This is a genomic window from Sphaerotilus sp., from assembly GCF_013299175.1.
GTDB lineage: Bacteria > Pseudomonadota > Gammaproteobacteria > Burkholderiales > Burkholderiaceae_C > Sphaerotilus.
In genome coordinates this window covers 16,616-32,446 of record NZ_JAAFKF010000012.1, presented here as the reverse complement: position 1 = coordinate 32,446, position 15,831 = coordinate 16,616, and the positions used below count along the sequence as shown (strand labels likewise).

15 protein-coding genes are annotated in these 15,831 nt (G+C 64.1%); 2 read left to right on the top strand and 13 right to left on the bottom strand.

All coding sequences use genetic code 11. The annotated features are described in order from the left end of the window. Nucleotides 1-47: 47 nt before the first annotated feature. On the top strand, nucleotides 48-1,634 hold the full coding sequence (locus tag QZW52_RS03810) for an ArnT family glycosyltransferase (protein ID WP_293995494.1): 1,587 nt from the start codon (nucleotides 48-50) through the stop codon (nucleotides 1,632-1,634). On the opposite strand, the gene QZW52_RS03805 is transcribed toward QZW52_RS03810, so the two are convergent. Beyond that, nucleotides 1,546-2,454 (bottom strand): ChbG/HpnK family deacetylase, encoded by a 909-nt coding sequence (locus QZW52_RS03805; protein ID WP_293995491.1) that lies wholly within the window; start codon nucleotides 2,452-2,454, stop codon nucleotides 1,546-1,548. The two genes, QZW52_RS03810 and QZW52_RS03805, sit on opposite strands and share 89 nt — an antisense overlap. Between QZW52_RS03805 and QZW52_RS03800 the strand changes: the two genes are divergently transcribed. Next, entirely contained in the window at nucleotides 2,453-2,890 is a 438-nt protein-coding gene (locus tag QZW52_RS03800) for a GtrA family protein (protein ID WP_293995488.1), read from the top strand. The two genes, QZW52_RS03805 and QZW52_RS03800, sit on opposite strands and share 2 nt — an antisense overlap. On the opposite strand, the gene QZW52_RS03795 is transcribed toward QZW52_RS03800, so the two are convergent. The 12 genes from QZW52_RS03795 to QZW52_RS03740 all read right to left on the bottom strand — a co-directional run bounded on the left by QZW52_RS03795 (nucleotide 2,814) and on the right by QZW52_RS03740 (nucleotide 15,797). Then, nucleotides 2,814-3,785, bottom strand: coding sequence for a glycosyltransferase family 2 protein (locus QZW52_RS03795; protein WP_293995485.1), 972 nt, complete (start codon nucleotides 3,783-3,785; stop codon nucleotides 2,814-2,816). The two genes, QZW52_RS03800 and QZW52_RS03795, sit on opposite strands and share 77 nt — an antisense overlap. 535 nt (nucleotides 3,786-4,320) lie before the next feature. Then, nucleotides 4,321-5,190 (bottom strand): toll/interleukin-1 receptor domain-containing protein, encoded by an 870-nt coding sequence (locus QZW52_RS03790; protein WP_293995482.1) that lies wholly within the window; start codon nucleotides 5,188-5,190, stop codon nucleotides 4,321-4,323. 602 nt (nucleotides 5,191-5,792) lie between these two features. Beyond that, entirely contained in the window at nucleotides 5,793-6,335 is a 543-nt protein-coding gene (locus tag QZW52_RS03785) for a hypothetical protein (RefSeq protein WP_293995479.1), read from the bottom strand. Between the two features lie 800 nt (nucleotides 6,336-7,135). Beyond that, complete coding sequence (locus tag QZW52_RS03780) at nucleotides 7,136-7,978, bottom strand: ABC transporter permease subunit (protein WP_293995476.1); 843 nt, start codon at nucleotides 7,976-7,978, stop codon at nucleotides 7,136-7,138. Beyond that, nucleotides 7,975-8,910 (bottom strand): ABC transporter permease subunit, encoded by a 936-nt coding sequence (locus QZW52_RS03775; protein ID WP_293995474.1) that lies wholly within the window; start codon nucleotides 8,908-8,910, stop codon nucleotides 7,975-7,977. The genes QZW52_RS03780 and QZW52_RS03775 overlap by 4 nt, the downstream gene beginning before the upstream one ends. Nucleotides 8,911-8,923: 13 nt before the next feature. Then, entirely contained in the window at nucleotides 8,924-10,024 is a 1,101-nt protein-coding gene (locus tag QZW52_RS03770; protein WP_293995471.1) for an ABC transporter ATP-binding protein, read from the bottom strand. A 4-nt stretch (nucleotides 10,025-10,028) separates the two neighbouring features. After that, on the bottom strand, nucleotides 10,029-11,156 hold the full coding sequence (locus tag QZW52_RS03765) for a polyamine ABC transporter substrate-binding protein (RefSeq protein WP_293995468.1): 1,128 nt from the start codon (nucleotides 11,154-11,156) through the stop codon (nucleotides 10,029-10,031). Between the two features lie 119 nt (nucleotides 11,157-11,275). Then, entirely contained in the window at nucleotides 11,276-12,772 is a 1,497-nt protein-coding gene (locus tag QZW52_RS03760) for an aldehyde dehydrogenase (RefSeq protein WP_293995466.1), read from the bottom strand. Nucleotides 12,773-13,002: 230 nt separating this feature from the next. Further along, nucleotides 13,003-13,311, bottom strand: coding sequence for a nucleotidyltransferase family protein (locus QZW52_RS03755; RefSeq protein ID WP_293995463.1), 309 nt, complete (start codon nucleotides 13,309-13,311; stop codon nucleotides 13,003-13,005). Continuing rightward, on the bottom strand, nucleotides 13,308-13,709 hold the full coding sequence (locus QZW52_RS03750) for an HI0074 family nucleotidyltransferase substrate-binding subunit (protein ID WP_293995460.1): 402 nt from the start codon (nucleotides 13,707-13,709) through the stop codon (nucleotides 13,308-13,310). Before QZW52_RS03750 ends, QZW52_RS03755 begins: the two co-directional genes overlap by 4 nt. After that, the gene (locus QZW52_RS03745) at nucleotides 13,706-14,413 is read right to left on the bottom strand and encodes a hypothetical protein (protein ID WP_293995457.1); all 708 of its coding nucleotides are present in this window, start codon (nucleotides 14,411-14,413) and stop codon (nucleotides 13,706-13,708) included. Before QZW52_RS03745 ends, QZW52_RS03750 begins: the two co-directional genes overlap by 4 nt. Next, complete coding sequence (locus QZW52_RS03740; protein ID WP_293995454.1) at nucleotides 14,406-15,797, bottom strand: aspartate aminotransferase family protein; 1,392 nt, start codon at nucleotides 15,795-15,797, stop codon at nucleotides 14,406-14,408. The genes QZW52_RS03745 and QZW52_RS03740 overlap by 8 nt, the downstream gene beginning before the upstream one ends. Nucleotides 15,798-15,831 lie beyond the last annotated feature (34 nt).

Here is a 15,831-nt window from a genome sequence, read left to right as displayed (position 1 = left end):
TTGTAAAAAATTTCGTTTTGATTTCGTTTTGTAAAGCAGTTCACCGAATGAAGAACAGTGCTCTGAATGGTAACGGCGTGGTGCAGGTGCTGCCCGCTGCGCGCATCGCCTGGATGCCCGCGCGCGTGGATGCCACCGCGGGCTTGAATGCGTGGCTGGCCCATCCACCGCTGCTGGCCGCGGGGCTGGTGCTGGCCTGGGTGGTGCTGGCCCTGCTGACCAACACGGCGCAGTACGGTGACCACTTCGAGCAGTTCTCGTGGGCACAGTCCCTGGAGTGGGGCTACCACAAGCACCCGCCGCTGCCGAGCTGGCTGCTGGCCGTGGCGATCCAGTTGGGGGGGCTGCATGCGTGGTGGCCTTCCGTGCTGGCGGGGGGCTGCATCGCGCTGAATCTGGTGCTCACCTGGCGCATCGCGTGCTGGCTGCTGGGCGAGGACCGGGCGGGGCTGGCCGTGCTGTTCGCCGGTCTGCAGCAGGGCTTCATGTTCAAGGCGCAGTTGTTCAACCACAACTCGGTGATGGTGGTGTGCGTGTCGGCGGCAACGCTACTCGCGCTGCGCGCCACCCGGCAAGCCACCTTGGCACCCACCGCCGTGCAGACGGGCCGCTGGGTGGCGCTGGGCGTGGCAGCCGGGCTGGCGCTGCTGTCGAAGTACCAGGCGGCGCTGCCGCTGCTGGGCCTGATGGTGGCGATGTGGCGCAGTGGTGTCCTGGCGCAGCCGGCCCACCGCCGCGGACTCCTGCTGGCGACGGCGCTGGCGCTGCTGCTGTTGGCGCCGCACATGGCCTGGGTGGTCACGCATGGCTGGAGCACGATCGCCTATGCCACGCAGGCCGGTGTCTCGCAGACCTTCCCCGAGCGGCTGGGCAGCATCGTCAAGTTCCTGGTGATCCAGGTGCGGGTGCTGGCGCCGGCCTTGCTGCTGGTGGGCGGGATGGCGTGGTGGTCGCGGGGGCGGCCGGTGCTGGCGCGCGGGCCACAGTCCACGCTGCAGCGGGACTGGCTGATCGGGCTGCTGGGCGTTCCGGTGGCGGGGGTGCTGATCGCGGCGCTGCTGGGCGGGTTGCGGTTGCAGGACCACTGGGGCATCCAGACCTTCCAGTTCCTCGGCATCGCGGTGGCGGCGCTGTGGCCGCGGTCGGTGCGGCCGGACTGGCGGCGCTGGGTGGCGCTGGCGCTGGTGCTGCACACGGTCTTTGCGCTGTCGTATGTGGCACCGCGCTGGACCGACCGGATGCGCTCGACCCGGCCACGGCTGGACCAGTTCTACCCCGCCCAGGCCATGGCCGACGTGGTGGAGGAACGCTGGGCACAGGCGGTGCCGGCGGGTTGCCCGCTGCGCTTCGTGCGGGGTCCGGGCTTCGAGGCAGGCATCGTCGGCGTCTATGCGGCGGCGCACCCGGCCGTGGTCGATGACACCGTGCTGCACACCCCCTGGCTGCGGCCGTCGGTGTTCGCCGAGGCGGGGCATGTGGCGGTGCGGCTGGGTTCTGCGCCGCCGCTGGACGAGTGGGTGTCCGGCGAGGTGCTGCGGGGGGAGTTCAGCTTTGACGTGCCGGCGCAACAGAATGCGCCCCACCAGACGCTGCACTGGATGATCGTCCTGCCAGCACACTGCGCAGCGCCGTGACCTCCACGCCGGCCCGCGCCAGATCGCCGGGCAGGGTGTCGGACTGCCACACGGCCCACTCCACCTGCCGTGCTGCACCGATCACGTCGTCGGCAGGGGCATGGCAGGCGGGGTGGCACATGAGCAGGTCGCCGTCCTGCGCCAGCGCGAACCAGCGTTGCAGCAGCGCCCGGTAGCCCGGCGCGTCGGTGTCGAAACCGTAGACGCCGAGCAGGTAGCCGTTCGAGGACCAGCCGCGCTGTTGCGCCGCACGCTGCAGCTCGGCCGCACCCAGCCACGAGATCACGTCGGCCTTGCGCCGCAGCGGCAGCCCCGCCCCGAGCGGCGCCCGGCTCGCCCGCAGCCAAGGGCGTCGGCTGGCGTCGGGATAGCGGGCCTCCAGCGCACCGAGCAGCACGGCGCGCACCTGCGGCAACTGGTGGACATGCTGGTGCCCGTCCACATGGTCGGGTCCGGCGCCCCAGCCCGCTTCGAACCGGTCCAACTGCCCGTCGATGCGCTGGCGCAAGGCCCGCGCGTTGAACCCGCGCAGCCCGGCGCGCAGGACCACACGCTGCAGCGGCTCGCCCGCCACGCCGGGCAGTGGCTCGGTGAGGTTCAGGTGCAGGCCGACATCGACCGGGTGCGTCTGCACGGCCTGGCGCAGCGCCGCGGCGCTGTCCGGCCATGTCGGGCCTTCGCTCATCACGCTGACCGCGCTGATGCGGCCAGCGCGGGCCAGCCGCACGCTCGCCTCGTCGATGCCGGCGTGCAGGCCGTAGTCGTCGATGCAGACCGCCAGGCGTCGAAGCGGGTGGGCAGGGGCTAGGATGTCGGGCATGTCGAACAATGATCGTGTGCAGGGTTTGCGCTTCATCGCCGTGGGAACCACCGCGGCGGCAGTGCATTGGAGCGTCGTCTGGCTGGCCGTGGAGCGCCTGGGGCTGCAGCCACTGGGCGCCAATGTGCTGGGCTGGATGATCGCATTTGTCGTGTCCTTCAGCGGCCACCGCCACTGGACCTTCGCCGCCACCTCCGGCCTGGGCACCGGCCAGAGCCTGTGGCGCTTCGGGCTGGTGTCACTCGGGGGCTTCGTGCTCAACGAATTGAGCTATGCCGCCGTGCTGCACCTGGGCGGCGTGCGCTATGACGTGGCCCTGGGGCTGGTGCTGGTCGGGCTGGCGGGGGTGACGTTCGTGGTCAGTCGCTGGTGGGCGTTTCGGCCGGCAGACCCGCACCCAGTTGCCGCTGCACGATGTAGAGCGGACGGCCCTTGACCTCGTCGTAGATGCGGGCGATGTACTCGCCCAGCACGCCCAGGCTGAGCAGTTGCACGCCCGAGAACAGCATGGTGCTCACCACGATGGTGGTCCAGCCCGAGACCTCGGCGCCGAACAGCCAGTAGTCCATCACCAGGTAGCCGCCGTAGCAGAACGCCAGCAGCGCGAGATTCACCCCGATCACGCTCGACGCGCGCAGCGGCCAGGTGGTGAAAGCCGTCATGCCGCTCAGTGACAGGCTGACGAGGCTGTGCAGGTTGTAGTGGCTGCGGCCACTGGCGCGGGCCTGCGGCGTGTAGGGCAGCTCTTCCGAGCGGAATCCGACCCAGGCGTACATGCCCTTCATGAAGCGGTTGTGCTCCGGCAGCGACTTGAGCGCATCGACCACGCTCCGGTCGAGCAGCCGGAAATCCCCCGCATCCGCCGGAATCTTCACCCGCGGGTGCGTGGCGTTGAGCATGCGGTAGAACAGGTGCGTGAACACGCGCTTGAACCATGGCTCGTCGCGGCGGTCCTTGCGCCGGGCGTAGACCACATCGATGCCGGCTTGCCAACGCGCCAGCATGGTGGGAATCAGCTCCGGCTCGTGCTGCAGGTCCGCGTCCATCAGCACCACGGTTTCGCCGCGGGCGGCGTCCAGGCCGGCGCTGAGAGCGGCCTCCTTGCCGAAGTTGCGCGACAGCAGCAGGGCGCGCACCCGAGGTTCACGGGCGGCCCAGTGCGCGAGCTGCACGGCGGTGTTGTCCCGGCTGCCGTCATCGACCAGCAGGATTTCCCAGCGCAGGCCGAGCGCGTCCAGGCTGGCGATGCAGCGTGTGAGCAGGGCGTCCAGGTTGCTCGCCTCGTTGTAGCAGGGGATGACGAGGCTGATGCTGTGGCAGGTGCGTTCCATTGGGTTCAGTTCAACATGGCGTGTTAATGGATTTCGTGGGCACCTATGGGAGTCGCTTTAGATGGCGGAACTGAGTTGCCGCACCCACCTGATTGCCTTTTTCTTCGCGAGAAAAAGCGGATCTATCGAAGTTCTTGATCCTTTAGAAGCCAGATATCTTCGCCGAGAGAACGATACGCTGATACCTCGCCGGCTGTTTCTTCTCCAAACCATGTCCGGAACTCTTCGTGAAGAATCTGAGCAACGTCTTCGGCGGACCTGCATGCCGCTAGTCTTGGAATAACGGTGCCAGCCTCCGCGTCGTATTCATCAGTGTTGTCCGTGAAGTTGATGCCGATGGGGTTACGTTCAAACATTGCCTTGGCCACTGCCGCGAAAAGTCTCGGATTTCTTGACTGTACTGCGCTCCGGGCGGCACGAGCTTGGCCGATGTGCTCTAACACCTCCGGGGGAAACTCACTTCCTTTATTGCTCATCGTTTTGCTCGCAGAAATAACGCACCCTCTGATGCATAACGTTTGAGTTAGGCATCACCTCACGGGCGTTGGTTCTTCGGCTTCCCGAGCACCTCAGTCATGTGTTGATATGTCCCAGCGATGACGTTTCCCGTGTTCACGAGGATGTCCCGACCGCTGTCCTCACCTATTCGGCGCACGCCAATCCGGACTTCATAGGCCTCACCCCTTCCCGTCCCCTTCATCGCGAACTTATAGATCTTCTCTCGTTCATCAGCTAGGCGCGGCTGCAAGCCGCCTGCCTCATTGACTTTGTCGAGTAGGAGCTTAACGACGTGTAGCTTGGCCGCCTCAACGCCTTCGGCTTCCTTGGTCCTCTCGAATGCGCGCGTAGCGGCAGGTGTTGCGAGAATCTCGATATTCGTAAGGCAGGTGTGCGGTTCCTTGTTTGGGACTTGCACGTAGTTCAGGATGATCGCGAATCGGCCGTTCACATCGCCCCAGTCTATTGACCAGTCGGTGTGATATGTCGCCTCCTTGATTCGGCCAAGCGATGCACTAGTTACCTTTGCGATACCCTCTGTAATCAATCTGAATCCGGCATCAAAGTCGGTGCGAAAGTCAGCAAACATCTTCCCGCGCGCGAAGACCGGTACTGTGCACTCTTCGAGCATGACGGGCATGACTACAACCCGTTTCTCTTCTAGCTCTCGAAGCAACCCAGCCGAGAGTTCTTTCTTGCACCACTCAGACTCGACAGATGCTTTCGACAAGATGACAAGTAGAGCACTTGCGCCGTCTACGGCTTCCTGGACCTTATCCACAATCGAGTCACCGACTGACAATTCCCATCGGTCAAGCCAAACGTGGACATTGCTGCGGACGAGTTGCATCGCTAGGCGATCTACAAAGTCTTTGTCTTTGTGCGAATAGCTGATGAATATTGGCATACAACGGTGGTGTGGGTGGTTTTGGTGAGGCCTAACGTTTGACTTAAGCGGACCGCCGCGGCGAGGCGCGCTTGGCCGAGAATGAAATGAAGGCCACGCGCGGCTTGCCGTGGCGGGTCCGCTTGAAGGAAGGGTTAGGCATCTGTGCGTCCATGCTTGGCCTGGTATTCGAGAAAGCCCTGGGCGGACCTACGGGCACTGCTTGATGCTGCTGGATTCGAAGCCAAGGAGGCTAGCACTGACAGCAGCGATTGACCGTCAACTTCGAGAACATTTCCATTGATCAGACGATTGACCATGAGGACATTGAATTCGGTGGGGACACGACTTACGGACTCGATTAGCAACGGTTCGTAGCCTGAACAGGTTTCGAGGAAGTGAACGATCGACCAGAAGATTCCATACCCATCGTCTTCTGGGAATCGCTCGAAGACACCGAGTAGTTCTCGGAACTCATCCGGACCGCAGTTCTCTCGCCGAAGGGAGCTTACTGTCTCGTCGAGCTGCCGTAGCTGCGCTTCATCGTGCGGCGAAGTAAAGCTCTTAAGTGCCTGAGCAAGTGGTTGCGCCATGGTTGAGATGCCTAACGTTTGAGTTAGGCTTCAAAGCGGCTCGCCACGCAAAAGATGCCAAGCGTTCTGGTACTTACTAATAAGCTCAGGTTCAACATATACTGCAAGATTAGTCAACTTGCGGCGTTCGCCAGTCTTGATAAGAGGTCTATCATATTCTCGACGAACCGCGTCGCGGAACATTTTGTTTGCGTCGACGACAGGGACTATGAAGTAGGTGAAGTGCTCAAACCCTAGCGTACCTCGGTGCTGATGAGATTCACCTGCCTTTTTGTCGATATTTACGAAGACTACGAAATCAGCCTTAAACTTCGGGTTTTCTAGATCTTGCTCACCCGTCGCCTGAGTAAGGTAAACCTGCTTCTTTGCAGGCGAATAGCCCGTTTTTACTTGCACAAGCAATTTCTTGCTCGGATCAGAGGTATCGATGATGATGTCGCTACCCGCAAAGTTTGCGCGAAGTCCATTTGTGTTATGCGCGGGTACGCCATTCATCCAGCACTTTGCAGTGACTGCTGCCTCACCTATGCGACCGTGCGATGTAGTTTTGCGGGGCTGTTCAATGGTGACCATGGCACAAAATGGGAATTTGGAAGCCTAACGTTTGAGTTAACCGGCAAATGCCGGTAGGCGAAGCCTGCCGGCATTTGTCCGGTTGAACGAATGGTTAGGCGTCATTGCGTATCGTAGACTTGTTTCGCACAACTTTTGACTGCATTGTCTCGACCGCCATTGCGATGAGTCCGCTTGCCGCAGTTGCTGCTGCGACAAGACCAAGCGCCATGGCGACATCGCCGAGAGCGCCTGAGAACAAGAGCAAGACAAACTGCAATACCGCGCCTGTAGCGACGACGAGGGCGATTCTCGCTCTGGTAGTACTTTGTTTGCGCAGGCAAACAACATGGCTGACTCCGGCGCCGGCCGCTGGCAAGACGCCAATAAGATAACTGTATGGAAGGTACCAGCCAACAAGTAGCTTTATTATGCTAGACCACGAGTCCGCGTGCCAACTCGCATCTCGAAACATCGCAAAGATGGCTACGGGAAGAAGCGTGATGGACCAGAAGACGAGTGCACCGATCGGAGGGCCTAAGAGTGAATATAGGATGATTGGCACGAAAACTTTCGGAGTGTGCGTAAGAAGAGGAATGAACGAGATCTTAAGTTCCGTCAGGAAGGCAAAGCTGGTGAAACTGAATGACGCCTAACGTAATTTAGACCTCACGGCCCTGCTGTCTAACTTGGCTCTTGACGCCTAACTCAGAGCGAAGGCCGCTCGTAAGTCGTTGTCGGGATTGGTTTTTCTCTGCAGCGTGACGCATAACTTCCCCCTGAATAGACCATGAAACCCTGCACCGAGCTGAGCACCGCACTCAGTGGCCTTTCAGCGCGGCCTGCTGCTCTTGCTGCAGGCGCCGCTCGCGCAGCGCGATCATGTAGCTCGACACCACCACGAACACCGCCACCACCACGATCACGACGGTCGCCAGCGCGTTCACCGCCGGGTCCAGCCCCAGCCGTGCTTTCGAGAAGATCACCAGCGGCAGCGTCGTCGAGCCAGGGCCGGACAGGAAAGCCGACATCACCACGTCGTCCAGCGACAGCGTGAAGGTGAGCAGCCAGGCCGCCAGCATCGACTGCGCGACCATCGGCAGCGTGACCAGGAAAAACACCTGCAGCGGCCGGGCGCCCAGGTCCTGCGCGGCTTCCTCGAACTGCGGGTTCAGGTCGCGCAGCCGGGCGGCGATCACGACGGTGGCATAGGCCATGCCCACCAGCATGTGGCCGAGCCATATCGTCACCACGCCTTTCTCCGGCACGCCAAGCAGCCGCTGCATCGACACCAGCATCAGCATCAGCGACAGCCCGACGATCACCTCCGGCATCACCAGCGGCGCGTTCACCATGCCGGAGAACAGCGTGCGGCCCTTGAACCGCGGGTAACGCTCCAGCGTGAAGGCGGCCAGTGTCCCGAGGATCACCGAGCCGGTGGCGGTGGCGGTGGCGATCTGCAGCGACAGGAACAGGCCGTTGCGGATCGCCTCGTCGCCGACCAGTTTTTCGTACCAGCGCAGCGAGAAGCCGGCCCAGACGTTGGGCACCGGCGAGTCGGTGAAGCTGTAGACCACCAGCGCGATGATCGGCAGGTAGAGGAAGACGAAGCCGGCGGTCAGCCAGATCCGGCTCGTCCAGCGTCCGGCGGGGGTGACGATCACTTCGTGGCTCCCTGCGACTGGTTGCGGTTGAAGATCGCCAGCGGCACGAGGATCAGCAGCACCATCGTCACCGCCACGCTCGACGCCATCGGCCAGTCGTTGTTGCTGAAGAACTCGTCCCACAGCACGCGGCCGATCATCAGCGTCTCCGGGCCGCCGAGCAGTTCGGGGATGACGTATTCACCGACACACGGGATGAACACCAGCATGGCCCCCGCGACGATGCCGCCCTTGGACAGCGGCACCGTGATGCGCCAGAACGCCTGCCACGGCGTCGCCCCCAGATCCTGCGCGGCTTCCAGCAGGCGCAGGTCCAGCTTGGACAGCGTGCCGTACAGCGGCAGCACCATGAAGGGCAGGTAGGTGTAGACCATGCCCAGCAGCAGCGAGAACGGCGTGTACATGAACTGCCCCTCGGCCGTGATGAGGCCCAGCGGCAGCAGCACCTGGTCGGCGTGAATGGCCTTCAGGAAGGTGCCGACCCAGCCGGTGTCGGCGTCGAGCAGCCCTTTCCAGGCATACACGCGCAGCAGGAAGCTCGTCCAGAACGGCAGCATCACGCCCATCAGCAGCAGCGGCTGCACGCTGGCCGGCGAGCGGGCCATGAAATAGGCGAAGGGGTAGCCGATGACCAGGCACGCCAGCGTGGTGATGGCCGCGTACAGCAGCGACTGGGCGTAGGTCGTGAGGTAGAGGTCGTCCTGGAAGATGGTGAGGTAGTTCTGGAGCTTGAGCTTCATGAACAGCTCGTTGTCCGCGAACGTGAACAGGTCGGTGACCCGTGCGCCGTCCATCTCCCCGAAGCTGATGTTCAGCACGATCAGGAACGGCAGCAGGAAGAACACCAGCAGCCAGACAAAGGGCATGCCGATGACGAGGCTGCGACCGCTGAAGACGGTGCGCAGGCGCTGGAGCAGGGTGACCGGGGTCATGCTTGCCGGCCTGTCATTGCGTCAGCACGACCTGGGCGGACGGCTGCCAGTGCGCCCAGACGGCATCCCCCCAGGTCGGCGCACCGGAGCGGTCGCGGCTGTCGTTCTCGACCGTGACCTTGAAGCGCGCGCCGCTGGCGAGTTCCAGGTGGTAGAGCGTGCTGTCGCCGAAGTAGGACATCTCCTTGACGACGCCGCGCACCTGGTTCATTGCGCCCTCGGGCTTGTCCTTGCTGACCGAGACCTTCTCGGGCCGCACGGCCACCGTCACCGGCTGGCCGAGGTAGCCGGTGATGCCGTGGCCGATGTAGTGCGTGAAATCCGGGCACTGCACATGCGCGTGGTCGGCCTCGTCCACGGTGATGGTGCCGTCGGTGAGGTTGACGTTGCCGATGAAATCCGCGACGAAGCGGGTGGTCGGCGTCTCGTAGATGTCGGCCGGGCTGCCCACTTGCAAGAAGCGGCCTTCGCTCATCACTGCGATGCGCGAGGCCATCGTCATCGCCTCCTCCTGGTCGTGCGTCACCATCACGCACGTCACGCCGACCGTCTCGATGATGTTGACCAGCTCGATCTGCGTCGCCTCGCGCAGCTTCTTGTCGAGCGCGCCCAGCGGCTCGTCGAGCAGCAGCAACTGCGGCCGCTTGGCGAGCGAACGCGCCAGGGCGACCCGCTGCTGCTGGCCGCCGGAGAGCTGGTGCGGCTTGCGCTTGGCGAGTTTGGCGAGCTGGGTCAGGCGCAGCATCTCCTCGACCCGCGCCGTGATCTCGCCCGAGGGCAGGCCGTCGCGGCGCAGCCCGAAGGCGATGTTGTCCCACACCGTCATGTGGGGAAACAGCGCATACGACTGGAACATCATGTTCACCGGGCGCTCGTAGGGCGGCTTGCCCGCGAGATCCTGGCCGTTGAGCACGATGCGCCCGGAGGTCGGCGACTCGAAGCCGGCGAGCATGCGCAGCAAGGTGCTCTTGCCGCAGCCCGACGAGCCGAGCAGCGCGAAGATTTCCCCCTTGGCGATGTCCAGGCTCACCTGGTCCACCGCCCGGAAATCCCCGAACTCCTTCACCACGGCGTCGATCCGCAGGAAGGCGCTGTCCTCCTTGGCCGTCGTCATGGTGTCAGCGCCCGGACTTGAAGTTGGTGAAGGTGCGGGTGATCAGCTTGCGGGTGGCCTGGTCGGGCGTGCCGGGCGGGATCATCTTGGCCAGCGTGGCTTCATCCGGGAACACGGTCGTGTCCTTGGCGAGTTCCTGCTTGACGAACTTCAGCGACGCCTTGTTCGGGTTGGCGTAGAAGACCTTGTTGGTCAGCGATGCGTGGACCTCGGGCTTCAGGATGTAGTTCATCCACTTGAGCGCGTTCTCGGGGTGCTTGGCGTCCTTCGGGATGGCCATCGTGTCGAAGAACAGCAGGCCGCCGTTCTTGGGCGGCATCACCTGCAGGTTCTGCGGCTTCTTGGCCGCGGTGGACTTGTCCTTGGCGATCATGATGTCGCCCGACCAGCCCACCACCGCGCAGATCTGCCCCTTGGCCATCTGCTCGATGTAGTCCGAACCCGAGCCGACGAAACGCGTCACCGACGGGCGGATCTTCTTGAGCATCTCGGCCGCGGCCTTGTAGTCGTCGGCGTTCTTGCTGTGCGGATCCTTGCCAAGGTAGTTCAGCGCCAGCGGCAGGATTTCCGACGGCGTGTCCAGCACCGCCACACCGCAGCCCTTGAGCTTGCCGACATAGGCCGGGTTGAAGATGAGATCCCAGGCGTTGTCGGGCAAGGGCTGGCTGCCGAGCGCCGCCTTGACCTTGTCCACGTTGATGCCCACCGTGGTGTAGCCCCACAGCCAGTCCACGAGGTACTCGTTGCCCGGGTCCATCTTGGCGAGCTGGGCCTGGATGGCGGGGTCGAGGTTGGCGAGGTTGGTCAGCTTGCTCTTGTCGAGCTTCATCAGCAGGCCGGCCTCGATCTGCGACTTGGCCCAGTTCGAGCCGGGCACCACGATGTCATAGCCCGTCTTGCCGGCGATCAGCTTGGCGTGCAGGGCTTCGTTGGAATCGAAGTTGTCGTAGCGGACCTTGATGCCCGTTTCCTTCTCGAAGTTCTTGACCGTGTCTTCGGCGATGTAGTCCGACCAGTTGTAGATGTTCAGGACCTTTTCTTCCTCGGCGCGCGCACCCGCCGAGCACAGCACCGCGACAGCGGCGACCAGGACATTCAGGGCCTTGGCGGGCCGGGAGGACAACAGGTTCATGAGTGCTCCAGAAGTGGGGGGGGCAGTGGTAACGGTTGGTGCTGGCGCAGGAATGCCCCTGCGTGCGGCGGGATTATGGCCCGAGCTTCCGTCATTTCATCACGCTGGAGGATGCGCCTTCACGCATCGTCCAACCTGAGCCAGGTGGTCTTCAGCTCGGTGTATTTTTCCAGCGCGTGCAGCGACTTGTCGCGGCCGTTGCCGCTCTGCTTGTAGCCGCCGAAGGGCACGGTGATGTCGTCCTCGTCGTACTGGTTCACATGCACGGTGCCGGCGCGCAGGGCGCGTGCCACGCGGTGGGCGCGGTTGAGGTCGTGGCTCCAGACACTGGCCTGCAGGCCGTAGGGCGAATCATTGGCCAGCCGCACGGCTTCCTCCTCGGTCGAGAAGCGGATCACCGACAGCACCGGCCCGAAGATCTCCTCGCGGGCGATGCGCATGTCGTTGGTGGCGTGGTCGAACACGGTCGGCTCGACGTAGAAGCCGCCTGTCTCGGCGCGCACCTGCCGGCCGCCGTGGCAGACCGCGCCTTCCGCACGACCGGCGTCGATGTGGTCCAGCACGCTGCGCATCTGGCCTTCATCGACCAAGGCGCCCATGACCGTGGCCGGGTCGAGCGGGTCGCCGGGCTGGTACTGCGGCATCTCGGCGGTGACGGTCGCCACGAACGCGTCGGCGATGGACGCGTGGACCAGCACCCGCGACGGCGCGTTGCACGACTCGCCCTGGTTGAAGAACAGGCTGCCGGCGACGGTGCGGGCCGCTTTAGCCGGGTCGCGGTGGTCGGGGAAGACGAGGAAGGCCGACTTGCCGCCGAGTTCGTTGTAGACGCGCTTGAGGTTGGAGCGCCCGGCGTAGTCGAGCATGCGCCGGCCGGTGCGGGTCGAGCCGGTGAAGCCGATGGCGTCCACGTCCATGTGCAGCGCGAGGGCTTCGCCGGCTTCGTGGCCGTAGCCCGGCACGACGTTGAAAACGCCCGGCGGCAAACCGGCCTCGACCGCGATTTCCGCCAGCCGCAGTGCGGTCAGCGGCGACTTCTCGCTGGGTTTCATCACGACCGAATTGCCCGTGGCCAGCGCCGGCCCGAGCTTCCAGGCCGCCATGATCATCGGGTAGTTCCACGGCACGATCACGCCGACCACGCCCATCGGCTCGCGGGTGATGAGCGCCAGCGCGTTGCGGCCGGTCGGTGCGATCTCGTCGTACACCTTGTCGATCGCCTCGGCGTACCACGCGATGGTGCGGGCGGCGGCCGGCACATCGACGCTGCGCGAATACTGGATCGGCTTGCCCATGTCGAGTGTTTCGAGCAGGGCGAGTTCGTCGCGGTGGGCGAGGATCGCGTCGGCGAAGCGTTGCAGCGTCTTCTTGCGGGCGGCCGGCGGCTGGTGCGCCCAGCGGCCGTCGTCGAAGGCGGCGCGGGCCGAGGCGACGGCGGCGTCGATGTCGGCCGTCTGACCGCGACAGATGGCGCCGAGGTGGCGGCTGTCGATGGGGGAGTGCTTGTCGAAGGTCTCGCCGCTGGCGCTGGGGACGCGCTGGCCGTTGATGAGGGCGCGGCCGTCGATGGCCAAGGTGGCGGCGCGGGTGTGCCAGGACTGCTGCGAATGGCTCATGTCAGGCTCGTGGTCGTGGTGTGTTTGACGAGGGCGCCCAGGGGATCTGGTGTTGCGTCAAGCGTTGATGGACGGTTGGCGCGACCCCAGCCCCCCTCCCCAGCCCTCCCCCCGCTGGGGGAAGGGAGCCGGACAGGTGGCTACTGTCGGCCAGCGAGCGAGCAACAGGACGGAGCCGTGCCTGAACTCCTCCCCCCAGCGGGGGGAGGTTGGGAGGGGGGCTTTCGAGGTCAGCCGACATGGCAACCCAGAGGTACACCCTCACGGATCGCGTTCTCTTTCAGCGCCGGGTTGGTGATCCGGTCCCAGTGCAGCAGGTCGATCTTGAACAGAATCGGCAGTGCATCGATCTCGTTCCAGAGCGTCGTGAATTCAGCGTCGTCCATGCGGGGTGCGATGACCGCCAGATCGATGTCGGACCCTGGTCTGGCGGTGTCTCGCGCACGCGAACCGAAGACCAGCACCTGATCGACCGTGGCGTGCCGGGCGAACACCTGACGCAGTGCGTCGAGGTGCCGCTGCGCGATGCCGAAGGTCAAGGGGTCTCGGTCTGCCATTGCGCCACGTCCACAGCCAGTTGCTTGAAGATGCCTTGTCCGGATTCGAGCAGGAATTCGTAGACCTTCTGGGCCAGCAATTCGTCGTAGGTGTGGCTGGTCAGGTTGCGCATCTTCTGCGCGTCGCTCCAGAGGTTGCCGTCGTGGATCAGGCCGTTCTGGAGGGACGCCTGAAAGACATCGCGGGGCGTCAGCGCGTCGATGCCCACCACCTCCAGCCGCAACTTGAGCGTTTTCCACGCCAGCTCCCAGCAGAACTCGAAACGCTGGATGGCCGAGTCGCGCACAAACGTGTTGAAAGGTTGTTCGCACGCCTCGACCAGCCGGGCCACGGCGCGGCGCAGGTCGTGGGCGCGTTGGTGGAAGCGTTCGGTGTTCATAGCTGTTTCAGGGCCTGTTGACGCCCCGCCTCGCCGGGGGCGTAGCGTGGGTGAGCGGTGCGCAATGCCCTGATTCCGTCGGCTTGGAAGCTCCAGAGCTGTTTGGGCATGTGGCGGTCTGTGCCGACGCTGCTGTGGGTGACGTTGAGCATGTGCTTGATGTGGCTGTCGTAACTTGTCGATCCGACACCCGTGGTGAACAGCAGAACGTCTGGCTTCAGCACATCAAGCTGTGCCTTGAACAGCGCCTTGGAGAGCGCCACGATGGCATCAACGTGTGGGTGGTGTGCAGGAGCGTGGTCTTTGTGGTCAAGGCAGAACAGGTTGCTCCAGTGATGCCGCACGGGGGGGCCCGCCTGGGCACTCAGTTGTGCATCCAGCTTGCGGCGGAATTGACCGAACTTCGAGCGGCCGGGTGGGACTCTGTCAATGTCCCGCCAGTTGGTCATGGCCGCTTGAACATACCCATCCAGGCGAGGGAAAGTCCGCAGGTGTGCCATCCCTTTGAACCACCCTTTGGTCTCCTTGCCGACCAGCATTACCCGCAGACCCAGTGGTGCGTTCAGGTACTCGTCGAACACATCGGGCAGGAAGATGCCGGAAAGGGTTGTGTCTTGTCGGAGTTCGGGCGTCAGATGATCTGCCAGCGCCTGCATGTAGCGATCAACCAGCCTCCCACGAAGGTGAACGGCATCGTCACGCATGCCACCCCCGCGCCCGCACATCCCCCAGCGTCAAATCCAGACACCGCCAGATCAACCCCATCAACTCATCCACCTGCGCCACCGTCATCACCAGCGGCGGCGCAATGATCATCCGATCCCCCACTGCACGCATCACCAGCCCATTGCCGAAGCAGTGCCCGCGGCAGAGCATCCCGACGCCCAGCGCCGAATCGAACAGCACCGGATGCCCGTCGCCCCGGTCCTTGCCCTTCACGAGCTGCATCGACGCCATCAGCCCGCAGGTCTGCGTCTCGCCGATCAGCGGGTGGTCGTTCAGCTTGGCGAACTGCGCCGCCAGATACGGCCCCGTCTCGTCGCGCACCCGCTCGACCAGCTTCAGCTCCTGAATCAGCTTGATGTTGGCGATCGCCACGGCGCAGGCGACCGGGTGGCCGCTGTAGGTGTAGCCGTGCTCGAACTCGCCGCCTTGCTCGATCAGCGCCTTGGCGACACGCTCGCCGACCATCACGCCACCCAGCGGGATGTAGCCCGAGGTCACGCCCTTGGCGAAGGTGATCAGGTCCGGCCGCGTCCCCATCGTCTCGCAGCCGAACCAGTTCCCCGTGCGCCCGAAGCCGCAGATCACCTCGTCGCTGACCAGCAGGATGCCGTACTGGTCGCAGATGCGCTGGATCTCGGGCCAGTAGGTCGCGGGCGGCACGATCACGCCGCCCGCGCCCTGCACCGGCTCGCCGATGAAGGCGGCCACCTTGTCCGGGCCGACTTCGAGGATCTTCTTCTCCAGCCAGCCGGCTGCCACCACGCCGAACGCGTCGCGGGTCATGTCGGCGCCGTGTTCGAGCCAGTGCGGCTGGTCGATGTGGGTGATGCCGGGGATGGGCAGGCCGCCTTGGGCGTGCATGTACTTCATGCCGCTGAGCGAGGCGCCGGCCATCGTCGAGCCGTGGTAGCCGTTCCAGCGGCTGATGATGACCTGGCGCTCGGGCTGGCCTTGCAGATCCCAGTAACGCCGCACCATGCGCACCACGGTGTCGTTGCCCTCGCTGCCGGAGCCGGCGTAGAAGACGTGCTTGAACCGCGGCGGCATCACCTCGGCCAGCAGCTCGGCGAGTTCGATGGCGGGTGGCGTCGTCGTCTGGAAGAAGCTGTTGTAGAAGGGCAGTTCACCCATCTGGTGCGCGGCGGCGTCGATCAGCGCCTGCTGCCCATAACCCACGTTGACGCACCACAGCCCGCTCATCGCGTCGAACAGCCGGTGGCCGTCGCTGTCGGTGAGGTAGAGGTTGTCGGCCTTCGTGATGATGCGCGAACCCTTCTTGGCGAGCTGCTGGAAGTCGGTGAAGGGGTGCAGGAAGTGGGCGGCGTCGGCGGCTTGCCAGTCGGCGGTGGTGCGGGGGGTCATGGTCAGGTCTTTCTGGTGTCTGGAGTCGGTCGTC